Genomic DNA, 24,459 nt, shown 5'->3' with positions numbered 1-24,459 from the left:
ATACTCGACACGCGATGGAAGAGCGTAACAACGAGCGTAACAACCTCAGTGCTCGGTCGGCCGTGCTGAGCGCGCTGCTCGGCAGCCATCCGCCTCAGCTGGCCGCCCGCCATCTGGTGCGCATCGGCGCGCTGTTCGGCATCGCCGAGGGGACCGTGCGGGTGGCGCTGTCACGCATGGTGGCGGCGGGCGACCTGGTCCAGTCCAGCGGCCGCTACACGCTGTCCGACCGCCTCATCGAGCGTCAGGGCAGGCAGGACGAGAGCCGCGACCCGCACACCAGGCCGTGGGACGGCACCTGGGAGATCGCCGTCGTGACGGCCGAGCGCCGCGCCCCGGCCGACCGGGCCACGTTCCGGCACACGATGACCGCGCTGCGCCTGGCCGAGCTCCGTGAGGGCACCTGGCTGCGCCCGGCCAACCTGCTGCGGCAGTGGCCGGAGAGCGTCACCGCGCAGTGCACGCTGATCGACGGCCGCCCGCACGGCGACCCCACGCCGCTGCTGTGGGACCTCGACGGCTGGGCGGGCGAGGCGCGCCGGCTGGAGAGCGCGCTCGACCGGGCCGAGGGCCTGACCGAGGGGTTCCTGGTGTCGGCGGCGGTGGTGCGCCACCTGCTGGCCGACCCGCTGCTGCCCGGGGAACTACTGCCCGGCGATTGGCCAGGGTCCCGGCTGCGTGCCCGTTACGACGACTTCGACCGCCATTACCGCGAACTGCTGTACCGGCACCTCACAGATTGACGCCGAAGATCATCCGCTTGTTCCTGAACTCGGTGACGCTCCACAGCCTGCCGCCCTGCACGGTCAGGTCCTCCGGCCCGATGGGGTAGGGGCTGGTGATGAGTTTGCCCTCGGTGCTGACGTGCAGCTTGCCGTTGGTGTTGCCGTCGGCGGCCTGGCTCATGTACCACTTGCCGCCGCTGGAGAGCGCGCCCTGGATCTTCGGCAGGCCCATGACGTAGGCGTCCCTGGGCACGCCGCCGCTGAGCTCCAGGTCCCATCGGGCGACGCGGCCGTTGGGGTCGTTCTCATGGTATTCGCCGCAGATGAGGGTGTGCGGGGTGGTGCTGCGGTCGATGGAGGCGAACGAGAAGAGGGCGCCGGTCGTGGCGAGGTGCCAGGAGTCGCTCTGCGGGATGATGTAGCGGTAGCCGAACGCGTGGTACTTGCCGCCCTGACGGCCGACCCGCGACGCGTCGCCCAGGTCGTTCTGGGCGGTACGCAGGTCGAGCAGGTGGTTGAGGTCGAAGACCCGCAATCCCTTGGTCGTGTCGGCCACGTAGAGCAGGTCGCCGTGCCAGGCCACGCCGCCCGCGTGGATGTTGATCGCCCCGTACGACCCGTCGGGCTTGGCCTCGACGAGGAGGGCGTGCTGGTACTTCAGCGTCTGCGGGCTGAGGAAGGTCACCCTGATCCCGCGTTCGACCACGGGCGGCGACGGCTTGAAGTACCAGCTGGCCACGAACACCGGGACCCCCGCGGAGCCGGAGTCCTCGCCGCAGGTCAGGCCCTGCGGATACCAGTCGGTCGTGTCCTCGTCCTTGGTGTCGAAGGCGTACCAGTCGACCGGTTTGGGGTTCATCGAGCCCAGCGCCCCCGTCGCCCCCTTGCGCACGCCGGTGCGGTTGGCGTGGGCCAGCACCGCCGCCACGGAGACGGCGCCGATGCCGCTGGCCAGCTTGGCCGCCCCCTCGGCCAAGGTGCCCGTAGCCCTGCCTAAGGTGAAGGGCGTCTTGTCGATCGGAACCATCCCCGGTGCAGCCATATTTCCCTCGCCTTTCCGTCGATGTCTCGTGTATTCGACGGATCGGCGGGCGGGAAAGTTCAGCTAACTCCAGGTATGTACGGGTTGCCCGGAAAGGGCGAGCTCGTGATAACGCCGTACCAGCCGCTCGGTGTCACCACCGAACTCGGCCAGCGTTTCGCGCTGCCACGCCGCCCCGGTACGGCGCAGCCGGGTCCGCTGCCTGATGACGTCCAGCGCGCCGTCGGCGTCCGATGGCGTGACCCCGGCCGCGAGCAGTCCCTCCCTGGCCTCGGGCAGCAGCTCGAGCACCAGGTCGGCGGCCGCGAACTCGCCGTCCCGGCCGGGCCAGGACAACTTGGCGTCGAGCCCGTGCATGGCGGCCCGGTAGAAGTTCTGGTACGCCTCGGCGAACGCGAACTCGGTGAGATCCCGCTCCGCCTGCGCCATCGTCAGCCCGATGAGGAACGCGCTGTTGGCCGCCATGTCCGCGCACGACGGTCCTGCGGGCAGGGCGCGCATCTCGATCCGCAGGTGGCCGCCGTCGGACGGATCGTAGACGGGCCGGTTCCAGTGCCAGATCGTGCCCTGGTGCAGCCGCAGCTCGGGCACGTCCAGCGGGTCGGTGTTGTCCGTCAGGTCGGGCAGGACCGGGTCGTAGTCCCGTACGTACCGCTCGAACAGCTCATAGGCCCCCTCACGCACCCAATCAGACCCGAACGTGACCCGGCCGTCCTTCCGATAGCGCCGTTCCAGGTCCCGGTCGTCGGCCGCCTCCTCCATCAACGCGATCCTGGTCTCCTCCCGCAGCTGCCTGCCGAGGAAGAACGGCGAGTTGCCGCAGGCGGCCAGCACCGGTCCGGTGGCCAGCTGCGCCGCGTTGAACAGCCGGGCGAACCGGTCCGGCGGCGTGCGGATGTGCACCTGCCACGAGGTGTTGGCGCTCTCCAGGATGACGTCCTCGACCGCCAGCTCCAGGTCGTCGATCTTGACCAGGAACGGCTCCAGCCGCAGCCGCCGCAGCCCCCGGCTCATCGCCCGGTAGCGGTTCTGGTCGCTGATCGCCTCCTTGGTGAAGTCGTCGGCGCTCAAGGTGGGCAGGATGCCGATCGGCACCGCGCCGCCGCCCTCGACCGCCCGGTCCACGCTCGTCAGGCTCTCCTGCACCTCCGCGCCCAGCTGCTCGAACGGCCGTCCCGCCAGCGGCAGCGGAGTCAGGTTGACCTCCAGGTTGAACCGGCCGAGCTCCAGGACCACGCGGGGGTCGCCGAGCGCGTCGCGCACCTCGGCGTTGCGCGGCAGCGGGCGGCCCGCCTCGTCGATGAGGAACAGCTCCAGCTCCGCGCCGATGGTCGTCGGCCCCTCGCCGAAGCCCGGCCTGTCGAGCAGCTCGCGCAGCACGCCGAGCTGCTCGTGGAGACGCTCTCCGAAGCGGGTGTACTCCGCTTCGGAAAACCGCTCTTTGTCCAAATCTTGTCCCATGCCTCCTTACTGTCCGGACATCTCCCTTCCACACCTCACCAAGTCAGCGGGCCGTCTTCGTCCAGGAAGGCGCCGGTCGGGCCGTCGGCGTCGAGGGTGGCCATCCGTACGGCGATCGCCGCGCCCTGCTCGGGTGTGCGGTGGCCGGAGTGCCCGTTGAGGTCGGTGGCGCAGTAACCCGGGGTGACGGCGTTCACCTTGATCGAGGTGTCCCAGAGCTCCTTGGCATAGGAGACGGTGACCATGTTGAGCGCGGACTTTGAGGAGTTGTAGGCCATGAGGTTGCGCTCCCAGAGGCGGCTGTCCGGGTCCATCACCATGGACAGGGAGCCGAGCTCGCTCGACATGTTCACGATCCTGGCCGCCTCGGCCTGGCGCAGCAGGGGCAGCATCGCGTTGGTCACGGTGACCACGCCGAACACGTTCGTCTCGTACACCTGCCTGAGCTCGTCAGCGCTGCTGGCGCTGGGGCGCGGGTCCTCCGCCCAGACCATGACCCCAGCGTTGTTCACCAGGATGTCGAGCGTGCCGTACTCCTGCTCGATCCACTTGGCGGCGGCCTGCACGCTGTCGGCGTCGGTCACATCGAGCCGCACGTACGGCTGGCCGATCCGCTCGGCGGCGGCCCGGCCGCGCTCCTCGTCGCGCGCCCCCACGATGGCGGTGACGCCGCGCTCGCCGAGCAGCCGCGCGATCTCGAAGCCGATTCCCTTGTTGGCACCTGTGATGAGGGCAGTTGTCGTCATGGCTCAACGCTCGCGCGGATCGGGCCGCAGCGTGAGAGACCTCCTTAGGCTGGGATCAGCGGTACCACCCAAGAGGCCACGATCTGCCCGAAGATAGTGGGATGGACCGCACCAAACTCGCCGAGTTCCTCCGCAGCAGGCGCGCCCGCGTCACGCCCCGTGACGTGGCGCTGCCCGAGGCCGGGCGCCGTCGCACGCCGGGCCTGCGCAGGCAGGAGGTCGCGCAGCTCGCGGGCATGTCGATCGACTACTACATCCGGCTGGAGCAGGGCCGCGGGCCCCATCCGTCGCGCCAGGTGCTCAACGCGCTGGCCAGGGCGCTCATGCTCAGCCAGGACGAGCGCGGCCACCTGTTCAACCTGGCCGGCCAGGCGCTGGAGACACCGCGCATCAGGGCCGACGTGCCCGAGGCCATCCTGCACCTCATCTCCTTCCTGGAGGAGGTGCCCGCCTATGTGGTCGACGCCAAGTACGACATCCTCGCCTGGAACCCGCTCGCCGGCGTGGTCATGGGCGATCTCGACGCACGCTCGCCCGACGATCTCAACGTCATCCGCTGGGTGTTCCGCTCCTCCGACATCGGCGGGTACTTCGAGGACGAGGAGAGGAGCCGCTTCGCCCGCGGCTCCGTGGCCGACCTCCGCGTCGCGGCGGGTCGTTACCCGGATGACCAGGGCCTCCAGGCGCTGGTCGCGGAGCTGCTCGCGTTGAGTCCCGAGTTCGCCGAGATCTGGGCCAGGCACGAGGTGGCGGTCCGCCGGCACAACACCAAGCGCCTCGACCTCCCGGACCTCGGCGTCATCGACGTGACCTGCCAGGTCCTGGCCGTGCCGGACCGCGAGGACCTGCGCCTCGTCATCTACACGGCCGAACCAGGTTCACCCTCGCACCAAGCCTTGCGCAAGCTGCGGCAGTTGACCCTAAGCTCATGAGATGCGAGCCGTTGCGTTTGACCTGTTCGGTGGGGAGCTCGACCTGCGCGAGCTGCCCGACCCCTCCCCGGCGCCACACGGGGCGGTGATCAGGGTCGAGGCGACGGGCCTGTGCCGCAGCGACTGGCACGGCTGGCAGGGACACGACCCCGACATCCGCGTCCTGCCCCACGTGCCGGGGCACGAGCTCGCGGGCGTCGTGGAGGCGGTCGGCTCCGAGGTGCGCGGCTGGCTGCCCGGCGCCAGGATCACCGTCCCGTTCGTGTGCGCCTGCGGATCCTGTACGGCCTGCGCCGCCGGCCAGCAGCAGGTGTGCGAGCGGCAGACCCAGCCCGGCTTCACCCATTGGGGCTCCTACGCCGAATACGTGGCGATCGACCACGCCGACGTGAACCTGATCCCGGTCCCCGAGGAGATGGCCTACGTGACCGCGGCCGGGCTCGGCTGCCGTTTCGCCACCGCCTTCCGCGCCATCACGCAGGTGGGGGCGGTACGACCGGGCGAGTGGGTGGCCGTGCACGGCTGCGGCGGGGTCGGCCTGTCCGCGATCATGATCGCCACCGCGGCCGGGGCGCGCGTCGTGGCCGTCGACATCAACACCGACGCGCTCCAGCTCGCCGAGCAGGCGGGCGCCACGCACTTCGTCGACGGCTCGGCCGGTGACGCGGGCGCCCAGGTCAGGGAGCTGACCAGGGGCGGGGCGCACCTGTCGATCGACGCGCTGGGCAGCCCCCAGACCTGCGCGGCCTCCGTCGAGAGCCTGCGCCGCCGCGGCCGGCACGTACAGGTCGGGCTGCTGCCCGGCGCGGCGACCCCGGTGCCGATGGACCGGGTGATCGGGCACGAGCTGCGGCTGCTCGGCAGCCACGGCATGGCCGCGCACGCCTACGCGCCGATGATGGAGATGATCAGGGCCGGAATCCTGCACCCCGACCAGCTCGTCACCCGGACCATCGGGCTCGCCGACGCCGGCAAGGCCCTGTCCTCGATCGGCAGCGTGCCCGGCGTGACGATGATCACCCCGCGGTTTCCCCTGTAGGAGCCCGACCGGCCGCTTGGTACGCCGCTGACCGCTTTGCAGCGGATGCCGGATACGTCAGACTTGTAAGGTCACAGGCTTGCTGGCTGACCGTGAGGACAACAGTGATCCGAACCTTGCTCGCTGAGGACATGCATCTGGTGCGAGGAGCGATCGTGGCATTGCTGGCCTATGAGGAGGATATCGAGATCGTCGCGGAGGTCGACCGGGGTGACCGCATCCTCCACGTCGCCCAGATGGTCCGGCCCGACGTGGCCGTGCTCGACGTCGCGCTGCCCGGCAAGGACGGGCTGGAGGCCGCCGGCGAGCTGCACGACAAGCTGCCGGAGTGCGGCGTGCTCATCCTCACCGGCGTCGGCACTCCCGGGCTGCTGAAGCGGGCCCTGGACGTGCACGTGCGCGGGTTCATGGCCAAGGACGCGCCGCCCGGCCGGCTCGGGGACGCCATCCGGAGGGTGGCCGCCGGGGAACGGGTCATCGACTCCGAGCTGGCGATCGCCGCGATGAGCCCGCCGGATGCGCCGCTGACGGAGCGGGAGCTGGACGTGATCGGGGCCGCGGCCGAAGGGGCCACGGTGTCGGAGATCGCCGCGTCGCTGTTCCTCGCGGAAGGAACGGTCCGAAATTACCTCCACCGGAGTACGGCGAAGCTGGGGGCGCGCAGCCGGATCGACGCGATCCGCATTGCCCGCGAGTCCGGCTGGATCTGACCCTGCCCGGTTGCGGACCGGTGGAAGGGCTCAGGGCGTCGGTTCCAGGCCGGTGTGAGCGGAGAGGGCTCAGGGCATCGGTTCCAGGCCGGTGTGGGCGGCGGCGAAGGCGAGCACGTCGGCGGCCAGGCCGATCGATCTGCTGACCGCCCTGGCCCCGTGGCCGACGTCGCGCTCGTGGCGCAGCAGGATCGGCCGCTCTCCCGCCGTCGCCCACTGCAGGGCCGCGCACATCTTGCGCGCGTGCATCGGATCCACCCGCGAGTCGGCGCCGGAGACCGTGAACAGCGTCGCCGGGTAGTCGATCCCCTCGTGTACGTGGTGGTAGGGCGAATAGCCGAGCAGCCAGCCCAGCTGCTCGGGAAGGTCGGCGGAGCCGTACTCACCGGTCCAGGCCGCCCCGAGCCCCGACCGCTCGTACCGCACCATGTCCAGCAGCCCCGCGGAACACACGACGGCCGCGAACAGCTCCGGCCGCCGCGTCATCGCGGCCCCCACGAGCAGGCCGCCGTTCGACTCGCCCCAGACCGCCAGCTGACCGGGGGTCGTCCACCCGTCGGCGATCAGCTTCTCGGCGGCGGCGGTGAAGTCCTGGAAGACGTTCTGCTTGCGCTCCAGCATGCCGTCGCGGTGCCACGCCTCGCCTTCCTCCCCGCCGCCGCGCAGGTTGGCCACGGCCAGTACTCCGCCGGCCTCGACCCAGGCCAGGGAGTCGGCCGCGTACCCGGGGGTGAGCGACATCCCGAACCCGCCATAACCGGTCAGGATGGTCGGACGGGGGCCGCCGGAGTGCGGGCCCGCCACGACCACCATGCGCACCCGGGTCCCGTCGGCGGAGGCGTACTCGAGCTGGTGACTCTCCACCCGCGAGCCCGTCACCGCCGCGCCGCTCGCGGTCGGTGACCAGCGGGTCGTCGTCCCGTCGCGGGCGTCGTGGCGCCAGACCTCCGCCGGGGTGACCGCGTCCGTGTAGACGAACCACGCCTCGTGGCCGCCACCGGGGCGCGAGGTCAGCGAGGCGATGGAGCCGCTGCCGGGCAGCGGGACGGTACCGGTGCGCTCGCCCGTGGCGGCGTCGTGGACCGCGAGCTCGCCGACCGCGTGGCGGGTCCTGGCGATCAGCAGCCGGCCGCCGTCGAGCAGCGTGAACGTCCCGAGAACGGCCGCGGGGTCCTCGGGCACGAGCTCCTCCCACGCGGCGGGGGTGGCCGGGTCGGCGACGCAGAGCCGGCGGCGGGGCGCGTCCTGGTCGGTGAGGATGTACAGGCGGCCGTCCGGGCCCATCGCCGCCGCGGCGCGCGCCGCCACCCCTTCCTGGATCACCTTCAGGTCGAGGCGCTCGGGCGGGGCTGCGGACTCGGACGGACTCGCGGACTCGAGCGGGCCCGCGGAGAGGTCGGCGAGGTAGAGGTCGTTCCGGGCGGGGGTGCCCGCCGAGATCACCAGCCAGCGCCCGTCCGCGCTGATCTGCAGGCCGTACGAGAGCGCGCCCCGCGTGAAGACCTGGACGTCGCCGCCTGGCCTGTGCAGGTATACGCCCTGGTGGAAGCGGACGTAGAAGAACTCCCTGCCACCGGGCAGCCAGGCGACCGGTGAGTAGCGGCAGCCGCCGATCGGGCCGTCGACGATCTCGCCGGTGGCGACGTCCATGACGTACAGGTCCGCCCGCTCGTCCCCGCTCCTCGACAGCTGGTAGGCCAGCAGGCGCCCCTCCCAGTCGGGCTGCCAGTCGTCCAGCGTGGTGAGGCCGGTGGCGTCGAACTCCATGGGATCGAGGAGGGCCCGGTCGTCGCAGTACAGCACCGGATGCTCCTGACCCGCGGACTGGGACAGGTGGAAGCGCCGGTCGCCGCGCCACAGCGGCGGGGTGGTCATCCCGGTGACGCTGAGCTCGGTCAGGCGCTTCTGGAAGTGCTCGCGGAGGGGAAGGCCGGCGGCGTGGTGCCGCCAGAGCCGGTCCTGCTCGGCCTGCCAGCCGAGGGTGGCCGGATGGGCGGCTTCCTCCAGCCGGCGATAGGGGTCGGTGACGAGGTGGCCATGAAGCTCCTCGACGAGGGACAGACGCTCTGCGTCCGGATATTTCATGACACGGGCTCCGGTTGCCAGTGACCGGCCAGGTCAGCGTAGGTGGGTGAGAGGTGCACCAGCTCGTCATGCGTGCCGACCGTGGCCTGGCCGGCGTCCATGAGCAGGATGCGGCGGGCGCGCGTGGCCGAGGTGAGGCGGTGCGCGACGACGATCAGCGTGCCACCCCGCTCCGCGAACGCGGCCTCCACCCGCGCCTCGGCCGCGGGGTCGAGATGGCAGGTGGCCTCGTCCAGGATGATCAGGCGAGCCGGGGCCAGGTAGGCGCGTACGAGGGCGATCAGCTGACGCTGCCCGGCCGACAGGGAGCCGGGGTCGAGCTCCGGCTCCCCGTCCGCCATCAGGGCGGTGGCGCCGAGCGCGGCGACGGCGGCCTCGACCTGGTGAGGTGACGCGTCGCTCAGGTATGCGAGGTTCTCGTGCAGCGAGCCGCGGAAGACGTAGGCCTCCTGGGGGATCAGCACCCGCGCGGCGGGGGGCACGTCGGCGGCGGGCACTCCGCCGATCCGGACGTCGCCCGCGTCCGGCTGGAGAAGACCGCTGACCAGGGCCGCCAGGGTGGACTTACCGGCGCCGCTCGGGCCGACGACCGCCAGGTGGTCGCCTTCGGGGATGTCGAGATCGAGCCCGTCGATCACCGCCTCGGAGTGCGGCCCGTACGCGAACGTGACCCCCCTCAACCGCACACCGCCCGCGGGTGCCCGCCCCGGTCCTGCCGCCGGAGCCTCGGACGACCGCCCTGAGCCGGCCACCAGAGCCTCGGACGACCGCCCCAAGCCGGCCGCCAGAGCCTCGGACGACCGCCCCAAGCCGGCCTCAGGTGCCGATTCGAGGACCGCAGGCGGGGTCAGGGGCGGAGCCGAGGCAGCGGGGCCGGAGGCGGCGATGCGGCGGAGGGTGGCCACCAGGCTGACGCCGCTGACGCCGAGGCCGTGGACGAGGCCGTTCAGGGCGGGGGCCAGCGACTGGGTGACGTAGGCCAGGGCGCCCACGACGACCCCCGCGCCCATGCCGCCGCCGAGCAGCCAGGCCGTACCGGTCAGGAGGAGCACCACGGGCAGCCAGGCGCCGACGGCGAGCGCGATCGTGCGCGCGGCGGTGACGCGGGCCAGAGCGCGCGCCGCCGACGCCTGCGCCTCGACCCGGTCGGCCAGCGCCGCGCCCACGCGGCCCTCCGCCCCGCAGGCCACGATGTCGCGCAGCCCCCCGGCCATGCCGGTCATCGACTCGGCGAGCAGTTCGTCGGCCATCAGGAACGCCCGCTGCCGCCGCGCCAAAGCCGGCAGGGACACCAGGAACAGCCCCAGCCCGGCGGCGAACGGCGGCAGCACCAGCACCGCCGCCTGCGGAGCCAGCGTGAGCAGCCCCAGCACCACGCTGACCACGGTGAACGCGAACCCGCGCACGGTGGTGATCACCGCCGCGAAGGCGTCCCTGGCCAGCTCCACCTGGAGCCCGGCCCGGGTGACGGCGGCGGTGTCCGGGCGGGCGGTCACCGATTGGGCGGCCCGGCGCATGGCTCCGCCGACCACGTGAGCGAGCAGATCGTCCCGGAACGGCTCAGCGACCGCCGCCACGGCGAGAATGATCTGGCGGGCGGCGATCGCGGCGACCAGCCACGCACAACCGAGCGCCGCCAGCCAGACCAGCCCAAGAGCGGGACGGCCCACCGCGAAGCCGTCCTCGATGGCTCGGGCGACGGCATGCCCGATGAGGAACGCGGGCGCCGCCTCCAGCACCGACCACAGGCAGAGACGCAGCAGCGCGTACGGCTGCCGCCGCAACGCCTGCCAGAGCAGCGACTTCATGAGACTCCCTGGAAGACGGCCCGGTAGTGCGGGTTCGCCCAGAGTTCGTGGTGCGGCGCGTGGCCCAGCACCCTGCCGTCCTCCAGCCAGACGACCCGATCGGCGCGGGAGGCCGTGGTGAGCCGGTGGGCCACGATGAGCCGGGTACGTCCTCGGGGATCGGCGGTGAGGGCGTTGCCGACCTGGCGTTCGGTGACGGTGTCAAGGCTGGAGGTGGCGTCGTCGAGCACCAGCAGGCGCTCTCCTTGCGCGAACGCCCTGGCCAGGCCGATCCGCTGCCGTTCGCCGCCGGAGAGCGGGGTGTCGGCCATGGGGGTCGCGTACCCGCCGGGCAGGCGGCGGATGAACCCGTCGGCGCACGCCGCCGTCGCCGCCGCGGGTACGACCTCTTGGTCATCCGCCTCTTGGTCATCCGCGCCGAGCCCGATGGCCGCGCCGACGGTGTCGCCGACCAGGACCGGCCGTTCGAAGGCGTACCCGATGGCCCGTCTCAGCTCGGCGCGGTCCAGCTCCGGCAGCGGCACGCCGTCGAGCAGCACCGCTCCGCCGGCGGGGTCCGCCAGCCGCGCCGCCAGCGCGGCGAGCAGCGACTTGCCGGATCCCGAACGCCCCACCACGGCCGTGACCGACCCACCGGCGATCACCAGCTCGTCCACCGCCAGGCCCGGCATCGTGACCCCACGAAACTCGACGGTGCCGAGCCCGGCGGGGGCTCCGGAGGTGCTGGGCAGTTCGTGGGTGCCGTATCGGGTGGTGGGCAGGCCGAGGACCTCGGCGACCCGTTCGGCCGCCGCGCGTGCCCTGGCCAGGCCGCCGATGTGGCCGAGCGCGGTGCTCAGCGCCGCTCCCAGTACCGCGTACCTCGCCGCCGCGTACAGTTCGCCGATCGTGAGCTCGCCGGCGGCCAGCCGGAGTCCGCCCACGGCGAGTACGGCCACCTCCACCAGCGGCACGATGAGGCCCGCCTGGACGCCGGCCGTGGCGTTCGCCCGCCACAGCTCCATGCCGTGGGCCCGCAGCCGGTCCATGGGCGCCAGGACCCGGCGCGTCTCGCGGTCGGCGGTGCCGGCGGCGGCGATCGTCCGGGCGCCGCCGAGCGCGTCCACCAGCCGGGCGGCGATCTCGCCCTGTACCTCCTGGTAGCCGCCCGCGATCGTGGTCGTGGCCCGGAGGAAGGCCCGCAGGACGAGCAGGATGAGCGCGATCCCGGCGACCAGCGTCGCGGTCAGCACGGGGTCGATGAGCGTGAGCGCCACCAGGGCGCCGAGCGTGGGGACGAGCAGCGCCAGCGCGCCGGTCAGGGATTCGGGCGCCCGGCCGGCCTCCTCGGTGTTCAGGCCGGCGCGGGTGACCAGCTCGCCTTCGGGGAAACGGCGGGTCGCGGCGGGGCCGACGCCCAGGACGTGACGCAGCACCGACAGGCGCAGCCGGGCGGCCGCGTACGCGCTGCTCGCGCCGCGTGCCCAGACCCCGGCGCTCTCACAGAGCATGATCGCGGCCACGATCACCGCGCAGGCCGCCAGCCAGGACGCGGTCTCGGGCCGGGCGGAGACGAAGCCGTCGACGGTACGGCCGACCGCGTAGGGCAGTGCCAGCTCGGCGGCCGCGCCCGTGATCGCCGTGACCGCGAGGACGGCGGGCCATGGGCCGCTTCGCCGTACCGCGTCCATCACCAGCCGGTCTCCGGCCCGCACGACCGTCTCCTTCATCTGGCGCGACAGAGGAAATGCCAGTGACCAATCCCCGCGCCGCCGTAAGCGACGCGGGGATCGGCGCTAATGTGATCAGTGACAAAGTGCGACACTGAGGTTGCTCGGGTGGCCTGACTGACACGTCAGAGCGGTCAGAGTGCTGCCGCCACTGGCGACATCGCTGCCGGCCGGGGTCTCGAGACCCTGCAGGTCGAGAAGTACCATGGTTTACACCTCCTTCTGGGACTGGTTGGAGACAGGCCGCCGGTCGGCGGCGGCCTCGAGGAAGGGCAGGCGTCCCGGCTGTTCGCCCATCACTGTGCCGAGGGCGAACAGGACGCCTGCCGTTCCGGTCGCGAAATCCATGGAGAGGCGCAGCAGCTGGTCGCCGGGGAAGGCCAGGCCTCCGCCGTACGGCAACGCGTGCCAGCGCAGGCCCTGGACCTGGGCCTCGGACGTACCGTCAAAGGACTCGAGCCCGCAGCCGAGTGCCGCGACAATGCCCGCGCGCCCGGTGAACAACCCCGACTGGACGAAGAACCCCGACCGCGCGACCAGTCGCAGATCGCGCAGCGCGGTGGCGAACCTCTCGTCCTCCCGGTGCGTCAGGTAGCGGGCAAGCACCAGGCCGATCCCGACGGACCCCTCGTCCAGGTACGGCAGCAGCCGCCAGCCCTGGTTCACCTGGAGTGAGCCGTCCTCGGCCGCGCGGCAGCGGCGCAGGTCCTGCCGGATAGCGACGGCGGCCAGGTCGAGCAGCGCCGTGTCACCGGTGCGCTCGTAGGCGTGCAGGAACAGCAGGGCGGGTCCGCAGGAGCCGTACATGAGCCCGGCCCGCGGATTCGTGCCGCCGCTGAGCTCAGGGACGTCGTCGGCGCCGCCGAGCCGGTCCGCGCAGATGTCGACCGCTCGGAGCGCGCTGCGCTCCAGTTCGGGCTCGCCCAGGTGGAACAGGTTCAGCCCGATGCCGGACAGGCCGGAGAAGAGGGCCGATTCCAGACCGTCCCACTTCTCTCGCAGACTGATCTCGACCACGTCGAGCGCGTCCTGCCGGTGGCCGAGCAGGTCAAGGGTGTAGGCGATGCCGTGCAGGCCGTCGTAGAAGCCGAGGCCGGAGCCGGGCGCCGGGCGTTTGGCCCGCGCGAGCAGCCAGCTCTCATACTCGGGGAAGCGGCCGGCTCCGGTGGCGGCCAGGGCGTACAGGACGCCGGCGGCGCCGTAGGCGAGGTTCAGGCCGCCGCCCGGCTGGAACTGGGCCACGTCGCCGGGGAAGAGCCGGTCGTCGCGTCCGGGCGTCGCGGACGTCCTGATGGCCCGGCACAGCGCGGCGCGCAGTTCGGGCCAGGTGGCGCTCCCGGGCATCGGCAGGGCGCGCATCTCGCCCTCGTCGCGGCCGTCGCCCGCGATCGTGGACACGGCCGTCGCGATCTCGCGGGTGAAGGTGTCCGACACGATCTCGCCCAGGTGCGCGACCTTGGCCCGGTGCAACGGCAGCATGATGGTGCACTGCGGGGCGAACAGCCCGAGCCGCAGGCAGGCCATCGCGTACTTGTCGACGTCGGTGCCCCGCCGGTCGGCCGGCGCCGCGTACGCCGGGTGGGCCAGCGCGGCACGGCCGCCCTCCTCGGCGAGCGTGGCCACCTCGTAGTCGATGAGCACGACCCGGCCGCTCTCGGTCAGCAGGATGTTGTCGGGATGCAGGTCGCCGAAGACCACGCCGCGCTCGTGCAGCGACGCCAGCGCCAGGTCCACGCGGTCCAGGGTGTCGAGGGCCCAGTCGGTGTAGCCGGCGAGGTCGTCCGGCGTGCACGTCGCGCGGGTCAGCGGGTACCTGTGCACCAGGCGGCGTTGCAGCGTGGTCCCGTCGACGAACTCCTGCACCAGGAAGTGATGCTCACCGAGGGTGAAGTAGCCGAGCAGTTCCGGCGCCGCCGGCAGCCCGGCCAGGCGGGCCAGTATGTCGCGCTCGTGCGTCAGCCGCGCCACCGCGTCCCGTCCCGCGTTGTCGAGCCCGGCGTACGGCCTGGCCTCCTTCAGCACGACCCGGTCGCCCGTTCGCTGGTCACGGGCGAGGTAGACGCCGCCGCCGTTGGAGAAGTGCAGCACGTCCTCGATCTCGTACGGCAGGCCGGTGGTGGTCACGGCGTTGCGCGCGGCGAGATGGGGCTCGAGGAACTCGGGCAGCGTCGTCCATGGCGGCACCGAGAACGTGGCGCCCCGCACGTCGGGCACGAGCTGTCCGCCGCCGTCCTCGACGGCCAGCACCCGCTCGCCACCGGACAGGCAGTGCCGCTCGGCGAAGCCGCCGTAGCGGACGAACAGCGGTCCCTCGCCGTAGCGCAGGTCGCTCAGGATGTACGGGCCGCGCACGTCGCGCAGGAGTTCGTCCAGCTCTTTGAGAACGAGTTCGAACTGGCTCTCGTCCCTGGGATAAATGGTGACCAGTTTGCCGCTCGACGCCCTGGACGCGGCCTTGGAATTGAGCATGACCAGGACCGGGAGGCCGCGCAGGAACTTGAACGCGATCCCGCGGGGCAGGCAATAGTCCCAGACGGCGGCCAAGGCCCGTTCGGCGTCGTCCACACGGGCCGAAACGTGGATCTTCCAGCCCTGGGAGGGCAGGGGGGCCACTCCGCCCGGCGCGTAGTAGCACCAGGTCTCCGTCGCCTCGTGCAGCCATCCTTCGGGGACCGGCCGGTGCGCGATGGGAAAGTCGGCGTCCTCGGCGGTGCTGTGCTCGAGGGTGTCGTAGAAACGACCGTCCGCGAGGCAGTACAGCTCATACTGGTCCATCCGGTGCGACCTCCCGTGCGTTGTCAATAAGAGAATGGCAACGCACGGACAAGGCGTCTAGTAACACACGACATTACCGAGGTGTGCTTACCTCATAGCCATTTGTGAATTTCACACGTTTGTTTATCTGGGGCACATATACCGAGAAGGTGAATTGCCCGCTGCGGACCGCGGTGATCTCCAGCCAGCCGCCCACATCGGCCATCCGCTCCGTCAGGTTCATCAGCCCTTGGCCCGACTCTCCCGCCCTGCGTACTGGGCGGACGCCGTCGTTCTTGATCGACAACCGGACCAGTTCGTCGCGTTCGAGCAACTGGATGGCGCATTGTCGCGCTTCCGCGTGGCGCAGCACATTGGTCACGCCTTCGCGCAGGGCGTGCGTGAGCGCGTCAGCGACGTCGCCGGGCAGATCGGGGCAGGCCACCCGGATCTGGCACCGCACTCCCACCGACTCCAGCAGGGCGCGGGCCGAGCTCATCTCCCCTTCCAGCGAGGAGCGCCGCCCGCCGTGGGCGACGGCCCGTACGTCCCCCGCCAGGGTGCGCAGCAGTTCGAGGGTCTCGCCGACCTCCAGCTTCGCCTTCTCGTTCTCCTCGTCCACCAGACGATCGATGAGCTGCGTCTTCAGGACCAGGGCGGTGAGCCGATGGCCCACCAGGTCGTGCAGGTCCCTGCTGAAGCGGCGGCGTTCGAGCGCGACGGTCGTACGGATGGCGTCGGTCCTGGCGGAGGCCAGCCACTGCGCCCGCGCGGCCAGGCTCACCAGGGCGTACTCCATCAGGCCGAGCACCGGGGCGGCCAGCGCCCACCCCCGGTCGGCGAGCCCCTCGTGGGGCGCCGCGAGCAGGACCGGCCCGCAGGACACGGCCAGCGCCACCAGCGTGGCCGACCTGATGCGCCCGGCCACCAGCAGCAGCGCGCCGGCCAGCAGCCCGCACATCGGCGTCCACGCCGCCCCGAACACGGCCAGCGGCACGTACGTCAGCCAGGCCTGCACGCCGACCAGCCACCACCCCCCGGTCCTGCCGGCCAGAGTCCCCAGCACGAACTGGGCGTGGACGGCCAGCAGGAGGAGCAGGGTCACCGAGGCCGCCCGCGAGAATCCCGAGCCGGCGAGCTCCGCCTGCACCGGAACCGTCACGGTGAGGAGTCCCGCCATCAGGGTCAACCAGGCCATGTTCAGCGGAGACGAAGAAATGTCGCCGAGAAGGCGCAGCCGGGGAGCCGGCTCGCTTTCTAATCCACTCACTCGTCCCCCGTCGCGCTGCGTCACGAGCACCGAACCGTCCGTTGTCTCTCTCCAATCGACCCGATGTACCGCGTTCTGTAAAGCGCAATGCCGGCTTCGAGCAGAACTTTCTGCCCGCCCCCGCCTGACTTAGGCCGTGTGACGTGGTCATAGGGTTGCCGTTATGGATTACAGACGACTTGGTGACACCGGCCTGCGGGTCTCGCGCGTCTGCCTCGGCATGATGAGCTTCGGGGATCCGGCCAGGCAGGAGTGGGCGCTGCCCGAGGACCAGGCCGAACCGCTCGTCCGCCGGGCCGCCGACGGCGGGGTCACGTTCTTCGACACGGCCGACGTCTACAGCGCCGGCGAAAGCGAGGTCGTGACCGGGAACCTGCTGCGCAAGATCTTCCCCAGGCGCGAGGACTACGTACTGGCCACCAAGGTCTATTTCCCGATGGGCAAGGGGCTCAACGACCGGGGCCTGTCACGCAAGCACATCTTCGACGCGATCGACGCCTCGCTGCGCCGGCTGGGCACCGACTACGTGGACCTCTACCAGATCCACCGGTGGGACGACGAGACACCCATCGAGGAGACCATGGAGGCGCTGCACGACGTGGTCAAGGCGGGCAAGGTCCGCTACATCGGGGCCTCGACGATGTGGGCGTGGCAGTTCGCCAAGGCGCAGCACGTGGCGCAGGAGAACGGGTGGACCAGGTTCGTGTCCATGCAGAACCACTACAACCTGCTCTACCGGGAGGAGGAGCGGGAGATGCTCCCGCTCTGCGCGGACCAGGGCGTGGGCGTGATCCCGTGGAGCCCGCTGGCGCGCGGCCTGCTGGCCCGCGCGGGCGCGTCCCAGTCGACGACCAGGACCGGCTCCGACGCGCGCATCGACGCCCTCTACGACCCCGACAACGACCAGCTCATCCTTGACCGGGTCGCGGAGGTCGCGCGCGAGCACGAGCTGCCGGCGGCCCAGGTCGCCCTGGCCTGGCTGCTCCAGCAGCCGACCGTCACCGCCCCCATCGTGGGCGCCACCAAGCCGGGCCACGTGGACGACGCCCTCGCGGCGGTGTCCGTGTCGCTTTCGGACAAGGACCTGGCCTCCCTCGCTGAGCCTTACCGCCCGCGCGAAGTACGCATGTAGCCCCCGTGCCGCCCTCGCCCGCGCCGATTGTCGGAGGGGATCCCTAAGCTGGCTCCATGGCTAGGGCTAACGATGATGCGGCGGCGGCGCTCTCCGAATACGCGGAGCTGTTCGCGCTGACCGGTGGCGACGCGTTCCGGGTGCGGAGCTATCAGAAGGCCGCCAAGGCGATCGCCGGGTTCCCCGAGGACATCTCGGTGGCCGACGTACGCGGTGTGCCGGGCGTGGGCGAGGCGATCGCCAAGAAGATGGAGGAGTTCCTGCAGCGCGGGAGCTTCCGCCAGCTCGACGACCTGCGCGGCAGGGTGCCCGAAGGGGTCCGGCGGCTGACCCGCGTGCCGACGCTGGGGCCGAAGACGGCGATCATGCTTTTCGAGGACTACGGCATCGACTCGCCCGTGGCGCTCGGCGAGGCGATCACCTCCGGACGGCTCGACGGTGTCAAGGGGCTCGGCCCCAAGACCCTCGCCAACCTCCTCAAGGGCATCGAGCAGCTGGAGCAGTCGGGCCGCCGGGTGCACATCGGCGTCGCGATGTCCCTGGCCGAGCAGGTGATGACCTCGCTGAAGGCGGAGCGGATCGCCTACGCCGGGTCGCTGCGGCGGATGAAGGACACGATCGGCGACATCGACATCCTGGCCGTTGCGCCCGTGTCCATCATGGAGGACTTCCGCGCCCAGCCCTATGTCGCGGAGATCATCGCGGCGGGCGACAAGAAGACGTCGATACGCACGACGTCGGGCCTTCAGGTGGACCTGCGCGTGGTGCCCGCCCAGTCGTGGGGCGCGGCGATGCAATACTTCACCGGCTCGAAGGAGCACAACGTCGCCATCCGGGAGATGGCGGTGAAGAAGGGGTGGAAGCTCTCCGAATACGGACTGTTCGAGGGCGAGACGGTGATCGCCTCGGAGTCCGAGGAGGACATCTACGCCGCGCTCGGCATGCAGTTCGTACCCCCGCCCATGCGTGAGGACGGCGGCGAGGTGAAGGCCGCGCTCCGCCACGAGCTGCCGGATCTCCTCCAGCTCCCCGACCTCAAGGGCGACCTGCACACGCACACCAACCTGACGGACGGCATCGCCTCGCTGGCGGACATGGTGGCGGCGGGACACGCCCGTGGCTACCTCTACTACGCCATCACCGACCACGCCCCCGACCTGGCCATGCAGCGGATGACCCTGGACAAGGCGCTGGAGCAGCGGCAGCAGGTCGCGGACCTGCAACAGAAATATCCCGACATGCGGCTCCTGCACGGCACCGAGCTCAACATCGCCCCCGACGGCTCCGTCGACTGGCCCGGCGAGATCCTCCGCGCATTCGACGTGTGCGTCGCCTCGGTCCACTCGCACTTCGGCATGTCCCGCGACGAGATGACCCGCCGCTTCATCGCGGCCTGCGAAAACCCGTACGTGGACATCATCGGCCACCCGACCACCCGCAAGATCGGCAAGCGCCCACAGGTGGACGCCGACTGGGACGCCGTCTTCCGCGCGGCCGGCCGCACCGGAACGGCCATGGAGATCGACTCCTTCCCCGACCGCTCGGACCTGCCCGCGGACCTGGTCCGCCTGGCCAAGCACCACGGGGTGAAGTTCTCGATCGACAGCGACTCACACGCCATCCCCCATCTGGCCAACCAGCGCTTCGGCATCGGGATCGCCCAGCGCGCCTGGCTGACCACGGAGGACGTCATCAACACCTGGCCGCTGGAGCGCCTGCTCGCCTTCCTCGGCCGGTAGGCGCGGCCATCGCTCGATCGCCTGCGCGAAACCCCGCCCTCCCCGAGCCCCCGCCCAGGCCCCGGCTGCCCACGAGGGCGATCTCCTCGGCCGGCATGCCGCCATGATCAACCCGCGTACATGTCATCCCCGAGAATGACCACCCACAGGTGGATGTGGCCACCAGCGAATTACGCGAAAGTAATCCCCACCGTCACCCCCACGAAAGGACAGCGATCATGCCACCGGCGCCCAAGCGATCGAGAGCACGCAAGATCTGGACCCGGGCTCTCGCAGCGCTGGCCGTGCTGCTCGTCGCCGCCGTCGCCGGCGTGGCGGTGGCCTACCCCTCCGTGGCCGCCACCACGTGTCCCGGCTGCTACGGCCTGACAGAGCTCCGCCCCGGTGTCTACACCGAGCACGACCTATCGCCCCAGCAACGATCACAAGTCAGCCAGACGGTCGACGCCGCCACGAAGAGAGTCGACACCTTCTACGGTGGCAGAAAGAGCTCCCCCAGCCTGCTCATCTGCACCACCGAGGAGTGCTACCAGCACGTCGGCGGCCACAAGGAGCGGGGCATCGCCGTTCTGGACCGCTCCGTGATGTTGTCGCCCCGCGGCCTCGACACGGTGATCGCTTCACACGAGATGTCCCACGTCGAGCTCCACACCCGCCTCACCTCCGGGGCAGAGGTCCCGCAGTGGTTCGACGAGGGCCTCGCCGTAGTCGTCTCCGACGACCCCCGCTACCTCGCCCCGCGAACGAGCGGTGACCGCTGTCTGGTCCTGCCGACCGCGCCGCTGCCGGTCTCCTTGGACGAGTGGCTGACTACGGCCAGCAAGGAGCCGAACACGTATGCCAAGGCCGCCTGCCAAGTAGACCGCTGGCTCCGAACCAACGGGGACCGGCAGGGCTTGGAGTCCCTCATTCAGCGCCTCAACGCCGGCGAGACCTTCGACTCCCTCGTCCCCAACTGAGCCCCCGATCATTCACCCTGAGCTCGACCTCGCCCATCAGCGTCCCCGAACGGCGGACCCGGAGGGCCCGCGCAAGCAGCCCCATCAGCTCCGCCCTGCGGGACTCTCAGGCGCTCCGCGGGGATGAGTACAACCACGGGTCGCGCAGGTCGAAGTAGGTGGGCTCGCCCTCGAACAGGTCCTTCCACTGCTCGAAGAGCTCCCGCATCTCGGACGGGAGCTCCTTGCCCTCGCCTTCCCTGGCCGCCTGCTCGGAGGTGAAGTACGCGACCTCGGTGTATCCGCCGTCCCCGTGCAGCGCGGCGAACCCGCCGATGAGGTCGGGCCGGAATGCGGCCATGCCTCGCTCGCTCTGGGCGGTGATCTCCCGCATCCGCCGTGGGTCCCGGATCCGTCCCTGCATCACCTGGACGAACCCCGCCGCATCTGACCCGCCCTTCAGGTACGTGTACACCTCGGCGCAGTTGTGGAAGGTGACCTCGCCGCTGAAGAGTTTCTGGGTCTCGGCCCACCACTGACCCTGCTCCGGCCGCTCGCTGTTGCGCCGCGCCGCCTCCTGCGACTCGAAACGCGCCGTGTTCACGAACATGCCGTCGTCCGTCACGCCGGCGGTCGTGCCGAGCCAGCCGTCCACCCCTGGCGCGAGCTCGGTGTGCCACCGGTCCAACGCCGCCCGCATCTCGCCGGCGTCCCCGACCTGTCCCTGAATGACCTGGATGAACATCGCGGCCCCCTCGCTGTGTAGCTCAGATCCACGCTAGGAGCCCGCCCGTGAAGGTCGAGATGTCGAGGCCCCATGCCATGCCCAAAACTTGCCGTCGCTCCGTTGACCTCGGCGGATGGGACTCCACGAGGAGAGGTACTGCCAGTACACCCTTTGGCAGAACCTGTTTGCCCGGGCGCAAAGCCGGTTACCTGGAGGGCGAGGAACTCCTCGCCCAGGTCGACGCGTCCCGCGAGCTGGGCTCCGGCCTGGCCAACACCGACGCCGCCTGACGCACATCTCCTGGTAGGCCGCCGGCCCCAGCGGGCACGAGCCCTCCTTGAGCGGATCGCTACCTCCACAGCAGGCCTTCCGAGCCAATGCCTTCCGAGCGGACATCGCCGAGGTCCGATTAAATGGTTTACCTGTAGGAAATACATGCTGTGGAGGTAGCAGCCCATGGAGCAAGCTCTGGCGACGATCGTCAAACCGCTGCCGGCCCACCTGTTCACCGTGCACGACGGCAGCGCCGAGATGCGGTGGGAAGCCATGGCCGGGCAGGGATACCACACCCCTATAGACCGATTTTTCGTGCGAAATCATACGTACACGCCCAGCATCGACCCCACGACCTGGCGGCTGCGGCTCCACGGGCCCGGCCTGCGACGTCCGGGCGAGTACGACTACGACCAGCTCCGTGCCATGCCGTCACGCACCATCGAGGCCGCGATCGAGTGCGCTGGGAACGGCCGGCGGCTGTACGCGACGCAGCAGCTCAACCCGGCCCCGGGCACGCAGTGGGGGCTGGGCGCGATCGGGGTGGCGCGGTGGCGCGGGGTGCCGCTCAGTTACCTGCTCCGGCACGCGGGCCTGCGACCGGACGCCGTGGACGTGCTGCCGAGCGGTCTCGACGCGCCGTTCGAGGACCACGGGCACGTGCGCCGGCCGCTCCCGGTCGACAAGGCCATGCACGACGTGCTCGTCGCGTACGAGATGAACGACCGGCCCCTCCCGCCCGACCACGGATTTCCGGTACGCCTGGTGGTGCCGGACTGGGTGGGAATAGCGTCGATCAAATGGCTGGGCGATATCGAGGTGGCGACCCGGGGCCTCACTTCCCCGTGGAACACCGTCTTTTACCGTGACGTTACGACCCAGCCGGTGAAGAGCGCTTTCGAACTGGCGTGGAATGCGCGCCTGGCGGTCGGCCGGCCGTACATCCTGCACGGCAGGTCGTGGTCGGGACGGGGGCGGATCGTCCGGGTCGAGGTCAGCGTCGACGGCGGACTGAGCTGGCAGTGGGCCGCACACCATGGCCCGCACCTGGTCAGCGCCTGGTTGCCGTGGCACATCGGCTGGACGCCCCGGCGGCCGGGGGCGTACGAGCTGATGGCGAAGGCGACCGACGAGACGGGTGAGACGCAGCCGCTGACGACGCCGCACCACCCGTTCGGATATCACTTCGACGCTGTCGTGCGGCACCCCGTTTCCGTTGTCCACGGATAGGGAATTGTCCTCGATCAGGGGTGAGCTGCGCATTTACTAAATGATGGGACAGCGCACCCTAAATTCATCTGGAAGACTCTCGCGGAAACGTCGCGGCAATCCTCGCATGTGATGGTGGCCAGGTTCCGTGAGAAAGGGAGAGTAGATGCGCCAGCTCACCGCACTCGACGCCCAGTTCCTCAACGTCGAATCCGCGACCACCGCCGCCAACGTGGCGGGGCTGGCGATCCTCGACCCCGCCGAGGGCCGCGTCAGCCGCGACAACCTCGCGGCCCTGCTGCTGGAGCGGCTACACCTGTCTCCGGCGCTGAGCCTACGGCTGGCGGAGGTGCCGTTCGGGCTGGACCGGCCCTACTGGGTGCCCGACACCGAGTTCGACATCGACAACCACCTGTTCGAGACGATACTGCTCCCGCCCGGCGGCGAGCGGCAGCTGGCCGAGACGGTGGCGGCGCTCCACGCCCGGCGGCTCGACCGGGCCCACCCACTGTGGGAGATGCACCTGATCAACGGGCTGGCCGACGGACTGGCCGCCGTCTACACCAAGGTGCACCACGCGGCCATCGACGGCGTCTCGGGCGCGGAGACGCTCGCCACCCTGCTCGACCTCTCCCCCGACGCCCGCGAACCGCTGCCGCCCGACTGTGACTCAACCCGGAAACCGAACCAGCCGAACCAGGCGGACCAACCGGCGCCCGGTCTGGTGGGCATGCTGGCCGCCGCCGCCGTACGGACCGCGATCCACCCCATGCGCGCCGTCCGCTCGGCGGTCAAGGCCGCCGGTGACCTCGACGCGATCCCCGTGGCCTCCGCCCTCCCCGGCTCGCGGCTGATCGCCAGGACGGCCAGGTTCGTCACCGGCGACGACAAGCACCGCCCCGAGCTGCCCGGCCTGACCGTGCCGCGTACGCCGTTCAACGGGCCGATCAGCGGGCGGCGCCACCTGTCGTTCGGGTCGGTCTCGCTCAAGGACGTCAAGAGCGTGGCCAAGGCCAACGGGATGAGCGTCAACGACATCGTCATGGCGCTGTGCACGTCGGCGCTGCGGTCGTGGCTGGAGGAGCGGGACGCGCTGCCCGACGAGCCGCTGGTCGTCGCGGTCCCCGTCGCGGTCCGTACGGCCGGGGCCGGAGAGACGATGGGCAACCAGATCTCCGCCATGATCGCCCCGATGCCCACGAACGTCGCCGACCCGGTGCGACGCCTGCGGGCCGTCGGCGCCACCATGAGCGCGGCCAAACGGCGCTTCGCCCTGGCGCCGCCCGCCTGGCTGAACGAGCTCTGCTCGCTGCTGCCCGCGCCCATCACCAGCCTGGCCACACCGGCGATCTTCCGGCTGGCCTCGGTGACGTTCCCGCCGATCAACCTGATCATCAGCAACGTGCCCGGTCCGCAGTTCCCGCTGTACCTGTGCGGGGGACGGATCCTGTCGTACTACCCGCTGTCGGTGCTGACCGACATGAGCGGCGGCGTGAACATCACCTGCTTCTCCTACGACGGCATGCTCGACTTCGGCGTGGTGGCCTGCCCCGAGCGGATGGACGACGTGTGGGGGCTGCTCTCCCACCTGAAGACGGCCCTCGACGAGCTGTCAGACGAGCGAGTGGGCGATGAGTTCCGCGACCGCGTCGGGGTCGATCTGGTGGCCGGTTAGCTGGCAGAGGTTCTCCTGGTAGAGCAGTACGGCCGCGAACGTGGCCGCCGCCACCTCCAGCCGGGCCGCGTCGCCCCGGGCGCCCGGCAACGCCAGCTCCAGCGCGAACCTGGCCCGGCTGATCAGCTCGCCGTTGAGCCGGCCGAGCCGCTCCTTGACCGAACTGTGCGTGTCGGCCTCGCGGAACAGGATGCGGCGCATCGCCGGCGAGGCGCGCAGCGGCACCCTGCGAGCCAGCCGCGACAGCGTGCCCGCCGGGTCGCCGGGCACCGCGTCGGCCTCGTGCCCCTCCTCGACCAGCGTGCGCTCGTCGATGAGCGCCACCAGGACGTCGATCTTGCGCGGGAAGTAGTGGAAGATCAACCCCTTGGGGACCGCGGCCAGCCGGGCGATGACCGCGGTCGGCGTGGCCTCGTAACCACCACCGGCGAACAGCTCCTCCGCCGCGTCCAGAATGCGCGTCCGCGCGTCACCGACCTCCACAG

General features: G+C 70.9%; 20 protein-coding genes. 9 read left to right on the top strand and 11 right to left on the bottom strand.

The genetic code is table 11. The annotated features are described in order from the left end of the window. Positions 1–14 precede the first annotated feature (14 nt). Positions 15–743, top strand: coding sequence for a PaaX family transcriptional regulator C-terminal domain-containing protein (locus tag AB0H88_RS10295; protein ID WP_357642982.1), 729 nt, complete (start codon positions 15–17; stop codon positions 741–743). On the opposite strand, the gene AB0H88_RS10290 is transcribed toward AB0H88_RS10295, so the two are convergent. From AB0H88_RS10290 to AB0H88_RS10280, 3 genes are all read right to left on the bottom strand, one after another. Beyond that, entirely contained in the window at positions 733–1,767 is a 1,035-nt protein-coding gene (locus AB0H88_RS10290; RefSeq protein WP_357642981.1) for a hypothetical protein, read from the bottom strand. The two genes, AB0H88_RS10295 and AB0H88_RS10290, sit on opposite strands and share 11 nt — an antisense overlap. Before the next feature lie 63 nt (positions 1,768–1,830). After that, the gene (locus AB0H88_RS10285) at positions 1,831–3,228 is read right to left on the bottom strand and encodes a glutamate--cysteine ligase (protein ID WP_357642980.1); all 1,398 of its coding nucleotides are present in this window, start codon (positions 3,226–3,228) and stop codon (positions 1,831–1,833) included. A gap of 35 nt (positions 3,229–3,263) precedes the next feature. Continuing rightward, positions 3,264–3,974 (bottom strand): SDR family oxidoreductase, encoded by a 711-nt coding sequence (locus AB0H88_RS10280; RefSeq protein WP_357642979.1) that lies wholly within the window; start codon positions 3,972–3,974, stop codon positions 3,264–3,266. A gap of 101 nt (positions 3,975–4,075) precedes the next feature. Here AB0H88_RS10280 and AB0H88_RS10275 point away from each other — a divergent pair, with 101 nt between their 5' ends. From AB0H88_RS10275 to AB0H88_RS10265, 3 genes are all read left to right on the top strand, one after another. Continuing rightward, positions 4,076–4,906 carry a helix-turn-helix transcriptional regulator gene (locus AB0H88_RS10275; RefSeq protein WP_357642978.1) on the top strand — a complete coding sequence of 277 codons (831 nt, stop codon included), beginning with the start codon at positions 4,076–4,078 and terminating at the stop codon, positions 4,904–4,906. Position 4,907: 1 nt separating this feature from the next. After that, entirely contained in the window at positions 4,908–5,945 is a 1,038-nt protein-coding gene (locus tag AB0H88_RS10270; protein WP_357642977.1) for a zinc-dependent alcohol dehydrogenase family protein, read from the top strand. A 104-nt stretch (positions 5,946–6,049) separates the two neighbouring features. Continuing rightward, positions 6,050–6,655: a response regulator transcription factor gene (locus AB0H88_RS10265; protein ID WP_357642976.1), complete on the top strand. Its 606-nt coding sequence runs from the start codon at positions 6,050–6,052 to the stop codon at positions 6,653–6,655. Between the two features lie 69 nt (positions 6,656–6,724). Here the strand turns inward: AB0H88_RS10265 and AB0H88_RS10260 are convergent, their stop codons facing one another. From AB0H88_RS10260 to AB0H88_RS10235, 6 genes are all read right to left on the bottom strand, one after another. Further along, positions 6,725–8,740 carry a prolyl oligopeptidase family serine peptidase gene (locus tag AB0H88_RS10260; protein ID WP_357642975.1) on the bottom strand — a complete coding sequence of 672 codons (2,016 nt, stop codon included), beginning with the start codon at positions 8,738–8,740 and terminating at the stop codon, positions 6,725–6,727. Next, positions 8,737–10,548, bottom strand: coding sequence for an ATP-binding cassette domain-containing protein (locus AB0H88_RS10255; RefSeq protein ID WP_357642974.1), 1,812 nt, complete (start codon positions 10,546–10,548; stop codon positions 8,737–8,739). Before AB0H88_RS10255 ends, AB0H88_RS10260 begins: the two co-directional genes overlap by 4 nt. After that, positions 10,545–12,242 carry an ABC transporter ATP-binding protein gene (locus tag AB0H88_RS10250; RefSeq protein WP_357642973.1) on the bottom strand — a complete coding sequence of 566 codons (1,698 nt, stop codon included), beginning with the start codon at positions 12,240–12,242 and terminating at the stop codon, positions 10,545–10,547. Before AB0H88_RS10250 ends, AB0H88_RS10255 begins: the two co-directional genes overlap by 4 nt. 90 nt (positions 12,243–12,332) lie before the next feature. Then, positions 12,333–12,464: a SapB/AmfS family lanthipeptide gene (locus AB0H88_RS10245; RefSeq protein WP_357642972.1), complete on the bottom strand. Its 132-nt coding sequence runs from the start codon at positions 12,462–12,464 to the stop codon at positions 12,333–12,335. A 3-nt stretch (positions 12,465–12,467) separates the two neighbouring features. Then, a complete protein-coding gene (gene lanKC / locus AB0H88_RS10240; protein WP_357642971.1) occupies positions 12,468–15,032 on the bottom strand; it encodes a class III lanthionine synthetase LanKC in 2,565 nt (854 codons plus the stop codon). Between the two features lie 73 nt (positions 15,033–15,105). Next, positions 15,106–16,209 carry a histidine kinase gene (locus tag AB0H88_RS10235; protein WP_357642970.1) on the bottom strand — a complete coding sequence of 368 codons (1,104 nt, stop codon included), beginning with the start codon at positions 16,207–16,209 and terminating at the stop codon, positions 15,106–15,108. A 235-nt stretch (positions 16,210–16,444) separates the two neighbouring features. Between AB0H88_RS10235 and AB0H88_RS10230 the strand changes: the two genes are divergently transcribed. From AB0H88_RS10230 to AB0H88_RS10220, 3 genes are all read left to right on the top strand, one after another. After that, a complete protein-coding gene (locus tag AB0H88_RS10230; RefSeq protein WP_357642969.1) occupies positions 16,445–17,413 on the top strand; it encodes an aldo/keto reductase in 969 nt (322 codons plus the stop codon). Between the two features lie 56 nt (positions 17,414–17,469). Beyond that, complete coding sequence (polX, locus tag AB0H88_RS10225; protein ID WP_357642968.1) at positions 17,470–19,152, top strand: DNA polymerase/3'-5' exonuclease PolX; 1,683 nt, start codon at positions 17,470–17,472, stop codon at positions 19,150–19,152. A gap of 218 nt (positions 19,153–19,370) precedes the next feature. After that, on the top strand, positions 19,371–20,111 hold the full coding sequence (locus AB0H88_RS10220; RefSeq protein ID WP_357642967.1) for a hypothetical protein: 741 nt from the start codon (positions 19,371–19,373) through the stop codon (positions 20,109–20,111). Between the two features lie 106 nt (positions 20,112–20,217). Here the strand turns inward: AB0H88_RS10220 and AB0H88_RS10215 are convergent, their stop codons facing one another. Then, a complete protein-coding gene (locus tag AB0H88_RS10215) occupies positions 20,218–20,835 on the bottom strand; it encodes a hypothetical protein (protein ID WP_357642966.1) in 618 nt (205 codons plus the stop codon). A 438-nt stretch (positions 20,836–21,273) separates the two neighbouring features. Here AB0H88_RS10215 and AB0H88_RS10210 point away from each other — a divergent pair, with 438 nt between their 5' ends. Further along, positions 21,274–22,320 carry a sulfite oxidase gene (locus AB0H88_RS10210; protein WP_357642965.1) on the top strand — a complete coding sequence of 349 codons (1,047 nt, stop codon included), beginning with the start codon at positions 21,274–21,276 and terminating at the stop codon, positions 22,318–22,320. Between the two features lie 145 nt (positions 22,321–22,465). Next, on the top strand, positions 22,466–23,974 hold the full coding sequence (locus tag AB0H88_RS10205) for a wax ester/triacylglycerol synthase family O-acyltransferase (protein ID WP_357642964.1): 1,509 nt from the start codon (positions 22,466–22,468) through the stop codon (positions 23,972–23,974). On the opposite strand, the gene AB0H88_RS10200 is transcribed toward AB0H88_RS10205, so the two are convergent. Then, entirely contained in the window at positions 23,912–24,457 is a 546-nt protein-coding gene (locus AB0H88_RS10200; RefSeq protein ID WP_357642963.1) for a helix-turn-helix domain-containing protein, read from the bottom strand. The genes AB0H88_RS10205 and AB0H88_RS10200 overlap by 63 nt on opposite strands. Positions 24,458–24,459 lie beyond the last annotated feature (2 nt).

Origin of the sequence: Nonomuraea sp. NPDC050680, assembly GCF_040654555.1 — a bacterium.
Classification (GTDB): domain Bacteria; phylum Actinomycetota; class Actinomycetes; order Streptosporangiales; family Streptosporangiaceae; genus Nonomuraea.
Note: the sequence above shows the minus strand (reverse complement) of the source record. Positions and strands in the feature narration are given on the sequence as shown.